We start from the raw sequence: 15866 nt of genomic DNA on the forward strand, positions 1-15866 counted from the left end.
TCGCATTATGATGATTTTGACTGACAAAAAACCACGTGTGAATGTTGAAGGGATTTTAACTGCGGAAGAAATCCACGATATCGAACATCACATTGGTCACTATCCGTACCCACGCGCAGCATGTCTTGATGCTTTGAAGTGTGTACAACGCCGTAATGGCTGGGTAGATGATGCACAGATGAATGCTATTGCTCAATTGCTTAGCATGAGCCTTGCAGACCTAGAAGGTGTTGCTACTTTCTATAACCGTATTTACCGTCAACCAGTTGGTCGCCACGTAATTTTATTATGTGACTCGATTGCTTGCTTCTTGATGGGTGCGGAAACACTTGCTGAAGCATTCCAGCGTGAATTAGGCATTTCATTTGGTCAAACGACTGCAGATGGTCGCTTTACTTTATTGCCAATTTGCTGCCTAGGTAACTGTGACAAAGGTCCGACGTTAATGATTGACGAAGACACTCACGGTCTAGTTGAAGTGACTTCAATTAAACAGTTATTGGAGAAGTATGTATGAATACTGAACCAAAACCAATTTATGGCGACGGTAACCCAGAAACTCACCCACTCACATGGCGTTTGAGCAAACAGGAACACGTTCGCAGTGCAGATGATTACGAAGCACTTGAAGGGTATGCAGGCTTTAAGAAAGCTGTTGGCATGCAACCGAAAGAAGTGCTTGAAGTGATTAAAGCTGCGACTGTAAAAGGTCGTGGTGGTGCGGGCTTCCCTGCAGGGATCAAATGGTCGCTTATGGCGCCAAATGATAACTCAGGCCCTCGTTACCTCATCTGTAATGCCGATGAAATGGAACCAGGTACCTTTAAAGACCGTCTGTTGATGGAAAAACTTCCTCATCAGTTGATCGAAGGTATGTTGATTGCTGCTTATACATTAGAAGCAACACAGGGTTATATCTTCATCCGTGGTGAATACATCGAAGCGGCTCAATACTTAAATGAAGCATTGGACCAAATTCGTGCCAAAGGTTACTTGGGTGAAAACATCTTAGGTACAGGTTGGAACTTCGAGTTACACGTGCATACTGGTGCGGGTCGTTATATCTGTGGTGAAGAAACTGCATTGATTAACTCGCTTGAAGGTCGCCGTGCGAACCCACGTACTAAACCGCCATTCCCACAAGTTGCAGGTGCTTGGGGTCGTCCTACGATTGTTAACAACGTAGAGACTTACAACAACTTACCCGCAATTATGCTTCGTGGTCCTGAATGGTATATCGGTTTATCTGAAGGTAAGTCGAAAGATCCAGGTACTAAAATTTATGGCGCTTCAGGCAAAGTAAAATTCCCAGGTCTTTGGGAACTTCCATTTGGTACAACTGCGCGTGAAGTGATTGAAGATCATGCGGGTGGTATGCGTGATGGTTTAAAACTCAAAGCATGGTTACCGGGTGGTGCTTCTACAGACTTCCTTGCTGCTGAACATATTGACCTTCCTATGGATGCTGAAAGCATCATGAAAGCAGGTTCACGTTTAGGTACGTGTTTGCTCATGGTAGTCGATGAAACTCAGTGTATGGTTTCTGCGACACGTAACTTAGAAGAATTCTTTGCGCGTGAATCTTGCGGTTGGTGTACACCATGCCGTGATGGCTTACCTTGGGCGGTTAAAGCGCTTAAAGCCTTGGAAGATGGCACAGGTAAGAAAGAAGATATCGATCACTTACAAGAACTGACTCGTAAGCTTTGGATTGGTAAAACTTTCTGTGCGCATGCTCCAGGTGCGATGGAACCGTTAATGGGCGCACTCAAACATTTCCGTGGCGAGTTTGAAGCTAAAGTCGTAAATGCGGCAGCTCAAACTAGCAACGTAGAACAAGCTTAAGGAATTCGACTATGGCTACAATTCATGTCGATGGAAAATCGTATGAAGTCAACGGCTCAGAGAACTTGCTACAAGCATGTCTTAGCCTTGGCATCGACATCCCATACTTTTGTTGGCATCCATCCTTAGGTTCTGTCGGTTCTTGCCGTCAATGTGCTGTGACTCAATACGCGAATCCTGAAGATACTCGCGGTCGTTTAGTTATGTCATGTATGACGCCTGCATCTGACAATACCTACATCTCGATTGAAGATGACGAAGCAAAAAATTTCCGTGCTTCTGTTGTTGAATTCTTGATGACCAACCACCCACACGACTGCCCAGTCTGTGAAGAGGGTGGTCATTGTCATTTACAAGATATGACTGTAATGACTCAGCATGACCGTCGTCGTTACCGCTTCACAAAACGTACGCATTACAACCAAGAGCTAGGCTCTTTCATTTCTCATGAAATGAACCGTTGTATTGCGTGCTACCGTTGTGTGCGTTACTACAAAGATTATGCAGGTGGTACAGACTTTGGTGTGTATGCAAACGCTTCGCGTGTTTACTTTGGTCGTCCAGAATCAGGTACTTTAGAATCTGAATTCTCTGGTAACTTGACTGAAGTGTGCCCAACAGGTGTATTCACAGATAAAACTCACTCTGAACGCTATAACCGTAAATGGGACATGCAGTATGCGCCAAGCGTATGCCAAGGCTGTTCTTCAGGTTGTAACATCTCTCCAGGTGAACGTTATGGCGAACTACGTCGTGTAGAAAACCGCTTTAACGGTGACGTGAACCAATACTTCCTTTGCGATAAAGGTCGTTTCGGTACAGGTTATGTGAACCGTGAAGATCGTCCACGTCAACCACAATTCCGTTCTGGTGCAAATGTAACTACAGTTTCTGTAGACCAAGCATTGGATACCGTAATTGAAAATATCCAAGGCAAAAAAGTATTGGGTATCGGTTCACCACGTGCATCACTTGAATCAAACTTCGCGCTTCGCGAACTTGTAGGTCAAGACAACTTCTCAACGGGTATGTCTCAAAAAGAGCAAAAACTTGTTGAACTTGCAGCTTCTATTATGCAAACCGAAGGTGTTTATAACCCTGGTATGCGTGAAATCGAAAGCTACGATGCTGTGTTGATTTTGGGTGAAGATCTGACTCAAACTGCGCCTCGTATGGCTCTATCTGTTCGCCAAGCTGCGAAAAATAAAGCTAAAGAAATGGCTGCAGAGCGCCGTACGCAAGAGTGGTTGGCTGAACCTGTACAACGTATTGCTCAAGATGCCAAATCTCCGATTTACATCCTTGCTGCAACTCAAACACGTTTAGCTGATGTTGCAACAGGTGAAGTTGTTGCATCACCTAACGACATTGCACGTTTAGGTTTTGCGGTCGCTGCTGCTGTCAAAGGTGAAGTGATCTTAGGTTTGGATGACGATGCAAAAGCATTTGCACAAACCATTGCTGACACTTTAAAAGCTGCGAAAAAACCATTAATCATCTCTGGTACAAGCTTGCAAGACGCATCAATCATGGAAGCTGCTGCACAAGTTGCACAGAACCTTGGTAATGCGGGCTTAACATTGACTGTTCCAGAAGTGAACTCAATGGGCTTAGCGATCTTTGGTGGTCAAAGCTTAGAACAAGCATTTGCACAAGATTATGATACCGTGATCGTGGTGGAAAATGACCTTTATCGTCGTTTACCAGCCGCTCAGGTGAATGCTGCACTTTCTGGTAAAGAAGTGATCGTACTTGATCATTCTGAAACTGAAACTGTGAAGAAAGCCAACATCGTACTTTCTGCTGCTTCATTTGCTGAAGGTGACGGTACTGTTGTCTCTCAAGAAGGCCGTGCACAACGTTTCTACCAAGTGTATGACCCAAGCTACTATAAACCTGAACTTGCGATCAAAGAATCTTGGCGCTGGTTACATGCCATTGAAACTGGCGTGAAAGGCAAAGCCATTTCTTGGACACTTCTTGATGACGTGATCGAGTCAGTAGCGAAAAACGTTCCTGCACTTGAAGCGATTCAAGATGTCGCACCAGATGCTGGCTTCCGTGTACATGGTCTGAAAGTGGCACGTGAACCACGTCGTTACTCAGGTCGTACAGCGATGCGCGCACCACTTTCTATTCATGAACCAAAACAACCAGTCGATAAAGACTCTGCGTTGACGTTCTCTATGGAAGGTTATGTAGGTAACCAAACTCCAGCTTCACTTGTACCATTTGCTTGGTCTGCAGGTTGGAACTCTCCACAAGCTTGGAACAAATTCCAAGACAACGTGGGTGGTCACTTAAAAGGTGGTGATGCAGGCGTTCGTTTATTCGATCGTTTAGCGAAACGTCCAGCACGTACTTTCGTTGCACCTGCACCTGTTGCGGTTAATGGTGAAAGCTTCCGTCTTGTGCCGATGCATCACATCTTCGCTTCTGGTGAATTTACAGTGAAAACACCTGCGATGGAATCACGTATTCCTGAAGCAATGTTTGCTGTGGGTGAGCAAGATGCAGCACGCTTAAATGTTCAAGATGGTCAACGTATCGCTGTGAAAGCAGGGGATGCAGAAATCATCCTTCCAGTTCAAGTGATTGAATACTTACCTACAGGTTATATCGGTTACCCAGTGGGTCTTGCACCTACAGTATCGCTTGCAGAACCTGTTTCAGTCGCGGTAGGAGTGTAATTCATGGAACAAGAATTAATCCGTCAAACGCCGCTGTGGGCTGAAAACTGGCCAATCGCCTATTCAGTTCTTCAAGCAATTGTGATCTTACTGGTTGTGGTATTGATCGCTGCGTTGATGTCTTTTATTGAACGTCGTTTACTCGGCTTGTGGCAAGACCGTTACGGTCCGAACCGTGTAGGTCCGGGCGGTATGTTCCAGATTGTTGCCGACATGCTGAAAATCATGTTCAAAGAAGACTGGACACCAAAATTTGCTGACAAATTGACTTTCCGTATGGCTCCAGCAGTGGCGATGGCAACTGCGGTGCTATCGTTCATGGTTATTCCTGTTTCACCTTATTTAGGTGTTTCAGACATGAGCATCGGTCTATTGTTCTTTATGGCAATGGCTGGCATTGCGGTATACGCAGTATTGTTCGGTGGTTGGTCATCAAATAACAAATATGCATTACTTGGTGGTTTACGTTCTGCTGCTCAAACCATTTCTTATGAAGTGTTCTTGGGTATTTCACTAATGGGTGTGGTTGCGATTGCAGGCTCATTCAACATGCGTGAAATTGTTGAAGCTCAACGTGATGTTTGGTTTGTTATTCCTCAGTTCTTAGGTTTCTTGATCTTCGTGGTTGCGGGTGTTGCGGTAACTCACCGTCATCCATTTGACCAACCAGAAGCAGAACAAGAATTGGCGGAAGGTTACCATGTCGAATACGGCGGTATGAAATGGGGTATGTTCTTCGTTGCGGAATACGTCAACGTCGTACTGATCTCTGCATTAATCGTGACTTTATTCTTCGGTGGTTGGTTAGCGCCTTTCAACCTAGATATTCCATTCATTCCAGCTGCGTTCTGGTTCATTATTAAAACAGCATTCTTTGTAATGATGTTTGTCTTGGCTCGTGGTTCTTTAATGCGTCCACGTTATGACCAAGTTATGAACTTTGGTTGGAAAATTTGCTTGCCATTGGCGTTGGTTAACCTTCTGGTAACTGGTGCTGTGATTCTGATGAATCAGGCCTAAGACAGCAGGGAGAATAAAATGTTTAAATTTCTAGCTGGATTTGGGTCAATTGTACGTTCGTTGTGGATGGTATTCTCACACGCGACACGTAAACGTGACACCATTTTATATCCAGAGGTTAAAGCGGAAGACATCGTACCACCACGTTTCCGTGGTCGTATCGTGTTAACGCGTGACCCTGATGGCGAAGAGCGCTGTGTAGCATGTAACCTTTGTGCGGTTGCATGTCCAGTCGGCTGTATTTCACTACAAAAAGCTGAAAAAGAAGATGGTCGTTGGTATCCGGAATTTTTCCGTATCAACTTCTCACGTTGTATTTTCTGCGGTATGTGTGAAGAAGCATGTCCTACGACTGCGATTCAAATGACACCTGACTTTGAGTTAGGTGAGTATGTTCGTCAGGACTTAGTATATGAGAAAGAAAACCTTCTTATCTCAGGTCCTGGTAAATACCCAGACTATAACTTCTACCGCGTAACAGGTATGGCTGTTGCTGGTAAAGATAAAGGTCAGGCTCAACGCGAAAGCACACCAGTTGATGTACGGAGTCTATTACCATGATGTGGCCATTTTATTTGATGGCGCTTGTGGCCATCGTCTCTACCGTTCGTGTTGTAACTAACACGAACCCAGTACACGCTTTATTAAGCTTGATTATCTCTTTACTTGCAGTTGCAGGTATCTTCATGATCGTGGGTGCGCCGTTTGCCGGTGCTCTCGAAATTATCGTTTACGCTGGCGCAATCATGGTGCTATTCGTATTCGTCGTGATGATGCTGAATCTTGGTCAAAATACAGTTGAACAAGAAAGCAAATGGCTGACTTCTTCAGCGTGGGCATATCCTGCGTTGATGAGCTTCCTGATGGGTCTAATCCTTGTTTGGATGTTGAAGTCAGACTACACAACTGCTGGCACTGTCATGGGTGCTCAAGTTGTCGGTCCGAAAGAAGTGGGTACTTCACTCTTTACTCAGTACTTATTGCTGGTTGAAGTTGCTGCGATGTTATTGCTTGGCGCACTTGTCGCTGCATTCCATCTTGGCAAACGTGAGCCAGGTGCAGAAGAGGACAAAGAATAATGGGCAACATCCCTTTAGAACATGGTTTGATCGTTGCAACCATTCTTTTTGCACTGGGTTTTTACGGTGTGATGGTTCGACGCAACCTACTATTTATTTTAATGAGCCTTGAAATCATGATGAACGCTGCTGCTTTAGCGTTCGTTTTGGCAGGAAGCGCATGGGCACAGCCAGATGGTCAAGTGATGTTTATCTTGATCTTAACGCTTGCTGCAGCAGAGGCTTGTATCGGTCTTGCGATCGTCCTTCAGTTCTATCATCGCTTCCATCATCTGGATGTGGATGCTGCTAGTGAGATGCGCGGATGAGTTATTTATATTTAACAGTACTTTTCCCGCTAATTGGTTTTATCCTGTTGGCGGCAGGTCGTAAAAATCTTCCTGAATCAGTTGCTGCAATTATTGGTGCAGGTTCAGTTGGTCTTTCAGCTTTATTTGCATTAATTGCCGGTATCGACTTTGTTAATAATGGTTCAGTTGCAACAACTCAGCATCTTTGGACTTGGTTCAGTGCAGGTAACTTAGCACCAGGCTTCACGCTTCATTTAGATGGCTTATCATTATTGATGATGGGCATGATTACAGGTGTGGGTTTCTTAATTCACATCTTTGCAACATGGTACATGCGTGGCGAAGAAGACTTTGCACGTTTCTTCTCATACTTCAACCTATTCGTGGCAAGCATGCTGCTTTTAGTGTTGGGTGACAACTTAGCGTTGTTATTCCTCGGTTGGGAAGGTGTAGGTCTATGTTCATACCTATTAATTGGTTACTACTACCAAACACCTGCAAACGGTTTTGCTGCAATTAAAGCATTCACTGTGACACGTGTGGGTGACGTATTCTTACTGATTGCATTGTTCTTGATCTACCAACAATTCGGCACTTTAAACATTGCAGAAGTTGTGGCTGCTGCGCCAACAGTTTTGGCTCAGAGTTCTTCGATTGCAATTTGGACTGCATTGATGTTGTTCTTGGGTGCTGCAGGTAAATCTGCTCAGATCCCATTACAAACATGGTTGGCAGATGCGATGGCTGGTCCTACACCAGTATCTGCATTGATCCACGCAGCAACAATGGTAACAGCAGGTGTTTACCTATGTAGCCGTATGTTCAGCGTGTTTGAACAAGCGCCAGAAGTGATGATGTTCATCTCAATCACAGGTGCGGTAACATTGTTGGTTGCGGGCTTTGCTGCATTGGTACAAACAGACATCAAACGTATTCTTGCTTACTCTACTATGAGTCAGTTGGGTTATATGTTTATGGCTGTAGGTGCTGAAGCTTACCAAGCCGGTCTATTCCACATGCTGACTCACGCATTCTTCAAGGCATTATTATTCTTGTCTTCTGGTGCTGTGATTTTGGCTTACCATCATGAACAAAACATCTTCAAGATGGGTGGTCTATTCCACAAAAACAAATTCTTGTTTGCTTGTTTCGCGATTGGTGGCGGTGCATTGGCAGCGATTCCATTCATCACTATCGGCTTCTTCTCGAAAGATGCGATTCTTGGTGCGGTATGGGTGAAAGGTCAAGCGATTGCAGTTTATGACTGCTTGTACTGGACTGGCGTAGCAGGTGCGTTCTTAACTTCAATTTATACATTCCGTCTTATTTGGGTTGTATTCTTTGGTAAAGAAAACACGCCTTACCATGAAATCAAAGGTGTTACTTACTGGGGTCCATTGGCGATTCTTGCAGTGCTTTCAACTGGTTTAGCTTATGTCTTAAAAGCACCAGTAACGAATATTTTAAATGCTGCACAAATCCCAGCATTTAATATTCCAGAAGCACTAGAACACGGTATGCATAGCGCTGAATACACAGCTGTTGGTATTGCACTTGCGGGTCTTGCAGTAGGTGTGGTGTTATTTGCCTTTGCTTATGGTGCAGTGAAATCGTTCGCGAAAACTTCACTGGGCGCGGGTCTTGCAAATATCTGTCGTAATGCACTTGGTTTCGATGCTTTGTACAACATTGTTTTCGTTAAGCCTTATTTGCTACTGGCTAAAATCTTTGGTCGTGATCCAATTGACGGCTTATGGCTTGTATTGCCTGCACTTGTTAAAGGCGGTAATAGCTTTACAAGTTCACGTCAAACAGGTTCATTGCGTGAATACGCATCTAGTATGGCATTCGGTACGTTTGCATTACTATTGATCCTGGTCGTGATTCAGGTCGTGGGGAAATAAAATGGAAACTCCAAACAATTTAATTCTACCCGCTCTGATCCTTATTCCGTTCATTGCAGGTTTTGTATGCTGGCTTGTCGATAAACTCGACAAGCACTTACCACGCTATATTGCCTTAATTGGTATGCTATTAACGTTGGTGCTAACCGTCGTTTTATGGCAAAGCGGTACTTATAACTATGAGTTGGGTACACAAGCTCCACAGTGGGCTGCTCAATTTAACCTACCGTGGATTACCACTTTAGGCATTAACATTCACCTTGCGGTGGATGGTCTTTCACTGCTTATGGTGGGTTTAACTGCATTACTGGGTGTACTTGCAGTTGGCTGTTCATGGGGTGAGATTCAAAAGAACGTTGGTTTCTTCCACTTAAACCTACTTTGGTCTTTAGGTGGTGTGATCGGTGTATTCTTAGCGATCGACATGTTCCTATTCTTCTTCTTCTGGGAGATGATGCTGGTACCAATCTACTTCTTGATCGCACTTTGGGGTCATAAAGGGGCAGAAGGTAAGTCACGCGTTTACGCTGCAACTAAATTCTTTATCTATACTCAGGTTGCGGGTCTGATCATGTTGATCGGTATCTTGGGTCTAGTGGTTGTTGGCTTCCAACTTCACGGTCAAATCAGCTTTAACTATGACTTCTTGATGAGTGTTGCACACACTGTTGAGGCAAAAGCTCCAGCACTTGCGTATGCATTCATGATCTGTATGTTTATTGGTTTTGCGGTAAAACTTCCAGTTTTCCCATTACACGGCTGGTTACCAGATGCACATGCGCAAGCACCTACAGCGGGTTCTGTCGACCTTGCAGGTATCTTGATTAAAACTGCGGCTTATGGTCTTTTACGTTTCGTTATTCCATTCTTCCCAGTAGCATCTGCTCAGTTTGCTGACATCGCGATCATTCTTGGTCTAATCGGTATTTTCTACGGTGCATGGTGTGCATTCCAACAAACAGACATGAAACGTCTGCTTGCGTACACATCTATTTCGCACATGGGCTTCGTACTTCTTGCCTTGTATGCAGGTAACATCCTGACATTCCAAGGCTTGATGATTATGATGCTGGCTCACGGTCTATCTTCTGCTGCATTGTTCATTATGTGTGGTCAGGTTTACGAACGTCTGCATACACGTGACATGCGTTTGATGGGCGGTATCCGTGGTCAGTTCCAATACCTTTCATTCTTCTTAATGTTCTTTGTTGCGGCACTTGTAGGTATTCCAGGTCTAGGTAACTTCATCGGTGAATTCCTGATCTTGATGGGTTCTTATGACAAGTTCCCTGTGTACACAATCCTTGCTGCAGTAAGCTTAGTATTTGCCGGTCTTTACGGTTTAATCCTGATCCACAAAGCATTGTTTGGTACACCAAACGAAGAACAAAAACAGCATTACGCAAATCCGTTGAAAGACTTAAATGCGCGTGAAGTTGTGATTCTTTTAATCTGTGCTCTTGGTCTAGTATGGCTTGGTCTATTCCCACAAACCTTCCTTGATATTTCAAATTCAAGCATGGCGTGGATTGCAAATAGCTATATTCCAGTTCAAGAAGTCGTTGATGTTGTGCAGCAGATTGCTGTACAACCTGAAAATGTGGAGATGCAATAAGCCATGGACTTCACAATGTCATTTTCTGAGCTTATGCCATTAGCTCCTGTGATGATCGTGGCTTTAACTGCGATCGTCGTGATGTTGCTAATTGCAATCAAGCGTAACCACAATTTAGTTGCAACGACTTCCGTTATAGGTCTGAACCTTGCAGCCTTTTATATTATTTTTGTTTTCGTTGTAGGGCAGTATGCACCTGCAAACGTAATGAATTTGTTCATCGTAGATCCATTTACGATGTTGTACCAATTCGTGATTTTGATTGCAGCACTTGCTTGCTGCACATTGTCACATGCGTATATCGAAACCTATAAAGATAACCGTGAAGAACTTTATATCTTGATGCTGTGCTCTGTAACAGGTGCATTGTTAATGGTTGCAAGTTCGCACTATGCGTCTTTCTTTATCAGTCTTGAGTTAATGTCGATTCCTGTATACGGCCTATTGGCTTATACACACCAACGTTCACAGTCGCTTGAAGCGGGTGTGAAATATTTGGTGCTTTCAGCAACCGCTTCTGCGATGTTGTTGATGGGTATGGCTTATGTATATGCGTACACAGGTACAATGGCATTCGTTGCTGAACCAGGCAAAATGTTCACAACTTTCAGCCAACCGGGCGTAGTCCTTGGTCTTGCACTAATTGTCTTTGCTGTTGCATTTAAATTGTCTCTTGCGCCATTCCACAAATGGACACCAGACGTGTATGCCGGTGCGCCAGCGCCAATCGCGACATTCTTAGCGACTGTGGCTAAAGTGGCAATGATCGGTCTATTCGTTCGTTACTTCTTGGCTTCTGGCTTAATCCTTTCTGACAGCTTCATTACAATCGTGACCATTATTGCAGTATTGTCTATCCTTGCGGGTAACTTACTAGCAGTACGTCAAGTGAACTTGAAACGTATCCTTGCATATTCTTCAATCGCTCACTTTGGTTACTTACTTGTTGCGATTGTGAGTGCACGTAATACTGACTTTGTTCAAGTACAAGGCTTTGCAACATTCAGTAGCGTCAACGTGTATGTGATTACTTATGTATTAACAACGATTGGTGCGTTCGGTGTTGTGACACTGATGTCTAGCCCTTACAACAACAAAGACGAAGCAGGTAGCCTTGCGGAGTACCGTGGTTTGTTCTGGCGTCGTCCAGTGTTGACTGCAACACTGACTGTCATGATGTTATCTCTTGCAGGTATCCCATTAACAGCAGGCTTTATTGGTAAGTTCCTTGTGATCAAAACAGCGGTTGCTGGTGGTTCATGGTTCTTAGCTGCGATGGTGATCCTTGGTTCAGGTATCGGTTTGTACTACTACCTACGTGTGATGGTTGTGATGTACATGACTCCACCAGAAAACCCACGTATCGATGCTGTCGATCATTGGGGTCAAAAAGTGGGTGGTATTATGGTGCTTGGCGCAGCTGCTCTTGTGTTGTTGATCGGTGTATATCCAGATCCAATCATTGCAGTATCTCAAGTGGCATACTTTGCGATCTCACCTGAATTACAACAGTTCATTTTTAGCTTAATTCAAAGTGGATTTAACTAATGAATTAAGCAATTAATTTGCTTATTACAAAAAAGCCTCCTGTAAAGGGGGCTTTTTTATTTTTATCATTTGTTAAATAGCTTTATAATGGTTGAAATTTTATCTTAACCTTTTAGGTGTTCTCCCGTGGCTATCCATGAAATCCGTCATCCTTTAATCCGACATAAACTCGGCTTACTTCGTCGTGCAGATATTAGTACTAAAAACTTCCGTGAGCTTGCTCAAGAAGTGACTATGCTTCTGACTTATGAAGCAACGAAAGATTTACCAATGGTCGATCATGAAATTGATGGTTGGAATGGTAAAGTAATTGTAGATCGTATTGCCGGTAAAAAAATAACAGTTGTACCGATTTTACGTGCAGGTATTGGTATGTTGGATGGTTTCTTAAACCTGATTCCAAGTGCGAAAGTATCTGTATTGGGTTTAGAGCGTGATGAAGAAACTTTAGAAGCGCGTACTTACTACAAAAAATTAGTACCAGACGTACAAAACCGTTTAGCGATGATTATTGACCCAATGCTTGCAACAGGTTCATCGCTCGTTGCTGCTATTGACGTTCTAAAAGCCAGTGGTTGTAAAGATATTCGTGTCATGGTGCTTGTAGCAGCTCCAGAAGGCATTAAACGTGTGAATGAAGCTCATCCGGACGTAACGATTTACACAGCATCTGTAGACCAAGGTTTAAATGAAAACGGTTATATCGTTCCTGGTCTTGGCGATGCAGGCGATAAAATTTTCGGTTCAGTTCAAAAAGACTAATTTTTGCATCATGAACAGAAAAGGGGCTTTTATAGCCTCTTTTTTATATACTAAAGACATTGGCATAAATGGAATAGGGTACTTTATGAAGTCCGAACAATATAAAGGTAAAGTGAAGCAGTACAATCCTGAAAAGGGCTTTGGCTTTCTTTCATGTGAAGAAGGTGATGTATTTTTCCATATCTCTGACTTTCCCGCAGATGGTGTCGAACCAAAACGTAATGATCGCGTGAAATTTAATGTGGTGGAAAATGGAGATCGTTATAAGGCCATTAACATTGAGCGTGAAGAAGACAAATCTGCAAAAGCTAAAAAATCTAAAGTCGTGGCAAATAACCAGTCGATTACTTCAGCTTTGCTTTCAAATTTGCGTAAATAATGTGATTTTAAGATTTCGTGGAAATCATTGAAATCGAAAAGAGGTCTATAGGGCCTCTTTTTTTATTATCATAAGAGTATTAAAAGAAAAGATGAGAGACAATTTTTATGTTTAAAGAGGGGAAAATCAAAAGCTATAATGTTGAGCGCGGCTTTGGATTTATACAACAAGATCAAGCAAAGGATTTATTTTTTCATATTCGTGATTTTCCTAGCCGACACATCGAACCACGTGTTGGAGAAAATCTCAAATACAGGATTGAAGCAGATCAAGGTAAATTTAAAGCTGTAAATATCATCCGTTTAGATTTGAAAAAAGAGCAGTCCACTCATGAACAGATAAATCCGTCATTTGAATCAATGCCAGATCGAGTAAACGATCAAGTTACTCCTCACGATATAGCCAAAGGCACAGTTTGGGGCAGTAAAATCATCAGCATGATTGGACTCATTGTGATTCTAGTTTTAGCTGTGGCCGTCTATAGTAAATATCAGCAGTACCAAGAACAGAAGCAACAACATTTACAACAGCTCATGCAAGAAAATGAAAACATCGTAAAAGAACAACGTAAAGCTCAGGGGGATTTACCCGATCGGGTGCTGTCTGAGCAAGGTGAAAAAAATCTATATGGCACAGGTTCAACGCAAGCTCAGTCTGGTGTTCAAGACACTGCGCAGGCACCTTCTTCAAGTGATACGCCAAGGGCAGAAGAAAAAGCTCAGTTTAGTTGTGATGGACGACAGCATTGCAGTCAAATGCGCTCAAGAGATGAAGCTCAGTGGTTTATTAAGAATTGTCCAAACACGAAGATGGATGGTGATAATGACGGTATTGCTTGTGAGAATGATTCTAGGTGGTAATGGAAGCATTCACAAAAAAAGCGCCATTAGGCGCTTTTTTATTTATACAGATTTTTCACAAAATTGCATAAAGGCTTTGAGCCCTGGTCCTTGGTATTTCTGACGATGTACCAACATGAATAATGGACGGGCAAGTTGCCAGAACGGTGTATCTAAAACCACCAATTGACCTTTTTCACGTAAAGGCTCAATCGCCAGTTTAGAAATACATGACATACCAAGACCACCTGCCACGATTTTTAAAATGGCTTCGTTATGACCCAAGGTTAAACGAATATTGGCATCTGGCAGGTCTTTTAAAATTGCGTTGTCAAATACTTCACGTGTGCCTGAACCTTCTTCACGTAAGATCCATTCCACGTTATCAAAGTCAGCTGCAGTGAGTGCACGATCCAACTTCGCTAAAGGGTGCTCTGGTGAACAGCACACGGCAAGTTCATCGTCACGCCAGTGAATACATTGCAACTGTGGCAGATGGCATGAACCTTCAATTAAGGCCAAATCCAACTGAAATTGGTTTACCGCTTCAATCATTTGGCGGGTATTGCCGACTTGAAGTTGTAAATGTGCTTGAGGTTGAATTTGTAAGAAATCTGCCATGAGGTCTGGCATCAAGTAGTCACTGATGGTCAGGGTCGCGCCCAAACGTAGATCAATACTTTGTAGTTCGCCTTTGGCTGCTTGTTCAAAAGCTTCACAGCGCCCTAAAATTTCCAAAGCTTGTGGCAATAAAAAACGACCCAAGTCATTCAATTGCAAGCGTTTACCAAGTCGGTCAAACAGTGGAGCACCGAGACCATCTTCGAGGTCTGCCAATGCCATACTTGCTGCACTTTGAGTAAGTTTGACAGCATCACTGGCTTTGGTAACGGTACCTTCTTGAGCGACTGCTACAAAAACAGCCAACTGGCGTAAAGTCATGCGCATGAATCAGGCCTTAACATTTAAAAAATATTAATAAATTATGCTGTCATGCTAACATGAGCACAGTCTGTCACGCCACGTTCAAATCATGTCAATTGAAAAATTTAGCTTAGAAAAGGTTTTATCTGTACACCGTTGGACCAATACTTTGTTCAGTTTTACCATGACACGCCCTGCACATTTTAAATTCACCGCTGGTCAGTTCGCACGAATTGGCTTGAAAGTGGGCGATGAATTGGTGGTTCGTGCCTATTCTGTGGTGTCGTCACCCTTTGATGAAACTTTAGAGTTTTTCTCTATCGTCGTTCCAGATGGTGCGTTTACCTCGAATTTACAGCATCTACAAGTGGGTGATGAGCTGTATTTAGAAAAAGTCCCTTATGGCTTCCTTACCTTGGCACGTTATCAGTTGCCATTGCCGAAGGACTTATGGCTGTTGGGGACAGGAACGGGTCTTGCACCATTTTTATCAATGCTACAAGACTTTGAAACGTGGTCTAAATACGAAAAAATTAATCTAGTCTACAGTGTGCGTACCGTATCAGAATTGGCTTATATCGAGCGTATTCAAGAAATCGCCGAGACCTTTGGTGAAGGGCATACGGGTTTTAAATTTATACCTATTGTGACACGTGATCCAAATGCACCGCTGCATGATCGTTTACCAGTTTTAATTGAAAATGGCGAGCTAGAACAGGCGGCGGGCTTAGCGTTTAATGTGGAAACGACGCATGTCATGTTGTGTGGTAATCCACAAATGGTTGATGACACCAAGGCGGCATTAAAGGCGCGTGGTTTGACTATGAACCGTCGTGGTGAAGGCAATATTGCTGTAGAAAATTATTGGTAATCTGCCATGAAAAAAAGCTCATCGATGGATGAGCTTTTTATTTTCGGAAATTAAATAACTGATGTTACGCATGCAAAAGTAATTTTGCATTTTTAAAATG

The 15866-nt window shown here is 43.2% G+C and carries 15 protein-coding genes; 14 read left to right on the forward strand and 1 reads right to left on the reverse strand.

Annotated elements, in window-relative coordinates:
* The first annotated feature begins 7 nt into the window (after nucleotides 1-7).
* The 13 genes from nuoE to MST17_RS03770 all read left to right on the forward strand — a co-directional run bounded on the left by nuoE (nucleotide 8) and on the right by MST17_RS03770 (nucleotide 13992).
* Complete coding sequence (gene nuoE / locus MST17_RS03710) at nucleotides 8-517, forward strand: NADH-quinone oxidoreductase subunit NuoE (protein WP_078191103.1); 510 nt, start codon at nucleotides 8-10, stop codon at nucleotides 515-517.
* Nucleotides 514-1845, forward strand: a complete 1332-nt coding sequence (gene nuoF, locus MST17_RS03715; RefSeq protein ID WP_111884890.1) for an NADH-quinone oxidoreductase subunit NuoF — start codon at nucleotides 514-516, stop codon at nucleotides 1843-1845. Before nuoE ends, nuoF begins: the two co-directional genes overlap by 4 nt.
* An 11-nt stretch (nucleotides 1846-1856) precedes the next feature.
* Nucleotides 1857-4535: an NADH-quinone oxidoreductase subunit NuoG gene (gene nuoG / locus MST17_RS03720; protein WP_180009323.1), complete on the forward strand. Its 2679-nt coding sequence runs from the start codon at nucleotides 1857-1859 to the stop codon at nucleotides 4533-4535.
* A 3-nt stretch (nucleotides 4536-4538) separates the two neighbouring features.
* Nucleotides 4539-5555: an NADH-quinone oxidoreductase subunit NuoH gene (gene nuoH, locus MST17_RS03725; RefSeq protein WP_078191100.1), complete on the forward strand. Its 1017-nt coding sequence runs from the start codon at nucleotides 4539-4541 to the stop codon at nucleotides 5553-5555.
* A gap of 18 nt (nucleotides 5556-5573) precedes the next feature.
* Entirely contained in the window at nucleotides 5574-6116 is a 543-nt protein-coding gene (gene nuoI, locus MST17_RS03730; protein ID WP_078191099.1) for an NADH-quinone oxidoreductase subunit NuoI, read from the forward strand.
* Complete coding sequence (nuoJ, locus tag MST17_RS03735) at nucleotides 6116-6634, forward strand: NADH-quinone oxidoreductase subunit J (RefSeq protein ID WP_171262661.1); 519 nt, start codon at nucleotides 6116-6118, stop codon at nucleotides 6632-6634. Before nuoI ends, nuoJ begins: the two co-directional genes overlap by 1 nt.
* Nucleotides 6634-6942, forward strand: coding sequence for an NADH-quinone oxidoreductase subunit NuoK (gene nuoK / locus MST17_RS03740; RefSeq protein WP_067665227.1), 309 nt, complete (start codon nucleotides 6634-6636; stop codon nucleotides 6940-6942). Before nuoJ ends, nuoK begins: the two co-directional genes overlap by 1 nt.
* Nucleotides 6939-8828, forward strand: a complete 1890-nt coding sequence (gene nuoL, locus MST17_RS03745) for an NADH-quinone oxidoreductase subunit L (protein WP_078191097.1) — start codon at nucleotides 6939-6941, stop codon at nucleotides 8826-8828. Before nuoK ends, nuoL begins: the two co-directional genes overlap by 4 nt.
* A gap of 1 nt (nucleotide 8829) precedes the next feature.
* Complete coding sequence (nuoM, locus tag MST17_RS03750) at nucleotides 8830-10443, forward strand: NADH-quinone oxidoreductase subunit M (protein ID WP_078191096.1); 1614 nt, start codon at nucleotides 8830-8832, stop codon at nucleotides 10441-10443.
* Nucleotides 10444-10446: 3 nt separating this feature from the next.
* Nucleotides 10447-11991 carry an NADH-quinone oxidoreductase subunit NuoN gene (gene nuoN, locus MST17_RS03755; RefSeq protein ID WP_180025852.1) on the forward strand — a complete coding sequence of 515 codons (1545 nt, stop codon included), beginning with the start codon at nucleotides 10447-10449 and terminating at the stop codon, nucleotides 11989-11991.
* Nucleotides 11992-12117: 126 nt separating this feature from the next.
* Nucleotides 12118-12753 (forward strand): uracil phosphoribosyltransferase, encoded by a 636-nt coding sequence (upp, locus tag MST17_RS03760; RefSeq protein WP_168378566.1) that lies wholly within the window; start codon nucleotides 12118-12120, stop codon nucleotides 12751-12753.
* A gap of 85 nt (nucleotides 12754-12838) precedes the next feature.
* The gene (locus MST17_RS03765) at nucleotides 12839-13132 is read left to right on the forward strand and encodes a cold shock domain-containing protein (RefSeq protein WP_168378567.1); all 294 of its coding nucleotides are present in this window, start codon (nucleotides 12839-12841) and stop codon (nucleotides 13130-13132) included.
* A gap of 107 nt (nucleotides 13133-13239) precedes the next feature.
* Entirely contained in the window at nucleotides 13240-13992 is a 753-nt protein-coding gene (locus MST17_RS03770; RefSeq protein ID WP_180025851.1) for an excalibur calcium-binding domain-containing protein, read from the forward strand.
* Between the two features lie 42 nt (nucleotides 13993-14034).
* Here the strand turns inward: MST17_RS03770 and gigC are convergent, their stop codons facing one another.
* On the reverse strand, nucleotides 14035-14919 hold the full coding sequence (gene gigC, locus MST17_RS03775; RefSeq protein WP_078191091.1) for a LysR family transcriptional regulator GigC: 885 nt from the start codon (nucleotides 14917-14919) through the stop codon (nucleotides 14035-14037).
* Between the two features lie 85 nt (nucleotides 14920-15004).
* On the opposite strand from gigC, the gene MST17_RS03780 reads away from it, so the two are divergent.
* Nucleotides 15005-15766, forward strand: a complete 762-nt coding sequence (locus MST17_RS03780) for a ferredoxin--NADP reductase (protein ID WP_180025850.1) — start codon at nucleotides 15005-15007, stop codon at nucleotides 15764-15766.
* Nucleotides 15767-15866 lie beyond the last annotated feature (100 nt).

Origin of the sequence: Acinetobacter sp. YH16056_T (assembly GCF_024605895.1) — a bacterium.
GTDB lineage: Bacteria > Pseudomonadota > Gammaproteobacteria > Pseudomonadales > Moraxellaceae > Acinetobacter > Acinetobacter amyesii.

What these genes read in the sequence shown, in the direction of transcription:
- MST17_RS03780 (WP_180025850.1), top strand. Translation starts at nt 15,005, where the DNA reads ATGTCAATTGAAAAATTTAGCTTAGAAAAGGTTTTATCTGTACACCGT.
- nuoM (WP_078191096.1), top strand. Translation starts at nt 8,830, where the DNA reads ATGGAAACTCCAAACAATTTAATTCTACCCGCTCTGATCCTTATTCCG.
- MST17_RS03765 (WP_168378567.1), top strand. Translation starts at nt 12,839, where the DNA reads ATGAAGTCCGAACAATATAAAGGTAAAGTGAAGCAGTACAATCCTGAA.
- nuoG (WP_180009323.1), top strand. Translation starts at nt 1,857, where the DNA reads ATGGCTACAATTCATGTCGATGGAAAATCGTATGAAGTCAACGGCTCA.
- MST17_RS03770 (WP_180025851.1), top strand. Translation starts at nt 13,240, where the DNA reads ATGTTTAAAGAGGGGAAAATCAAAAGCTATAATGTTGAGCGCGGCTTT.
- nuoK (WP_067665227.1), top strand. Translation starts at nt 6,634, where the DNA reads ATGGGCAACATCCCTTTAGAACATGGTTTGATCGTTGCAACCATTCTT.
- gigC (WP_078191091.1), bottom strand. Translation starts at nt 14,919, where the DNA reads ATGCGCATGACTTTACGCCAGTTGGCTGTTTTTGTAGCAGTCGCTCAA.
- nuoN (WP_180025852.1), top strand. Translation starts at nt 10,447, where the DNA reads ATGGACTTCACAATGTCATTTTCTGAGCTTATGCCATTAGCTCCTGTG.
- nuoF (WP_111884890.1), top strand. Translation starts at nt 514, where the DNA reads ATGAATACTGAACCAAAACCAATTTATGGCGACGGTAACCCAGAAACT.
- nuoI (WP_078191099.1), top strand. Translation starts at nt 5,574, where the DNA reads ATGTTTAAATTTCTAGCTGGATTTGGGTCAATTGTACGTTCGTTGTGG.
- nuoE (WP_078191103.1), top strand. Translation starts at nt 8, where the DNA reads ATGATGATTTTGACTGACAAAAAACCACGTGTGAATGTTGAAGGGATT.
- nuoL (WP_078191097.1), top strand. Translation starts at nt 6,939, where the DNA reads ATGAGTTATTTATATTTAACAGTACTTTTCCCGCTAATTGGTTTTATC.
- nuoJ (WP_171262661.1), top strand. Translation starts at nt 6,116, where the DNA reads ATGTGGCCATTTTATTTGATGGCGCTTGTGGCCATCGTCTCTACCGTT.
- nuoH (WP_078191100.1), top strand. Translation starts at nt 4,539, where the DNA reads ATGGAACAAGAATTAATCCGTCAAACGCCGCTGTGGGCTGAAAACTGG.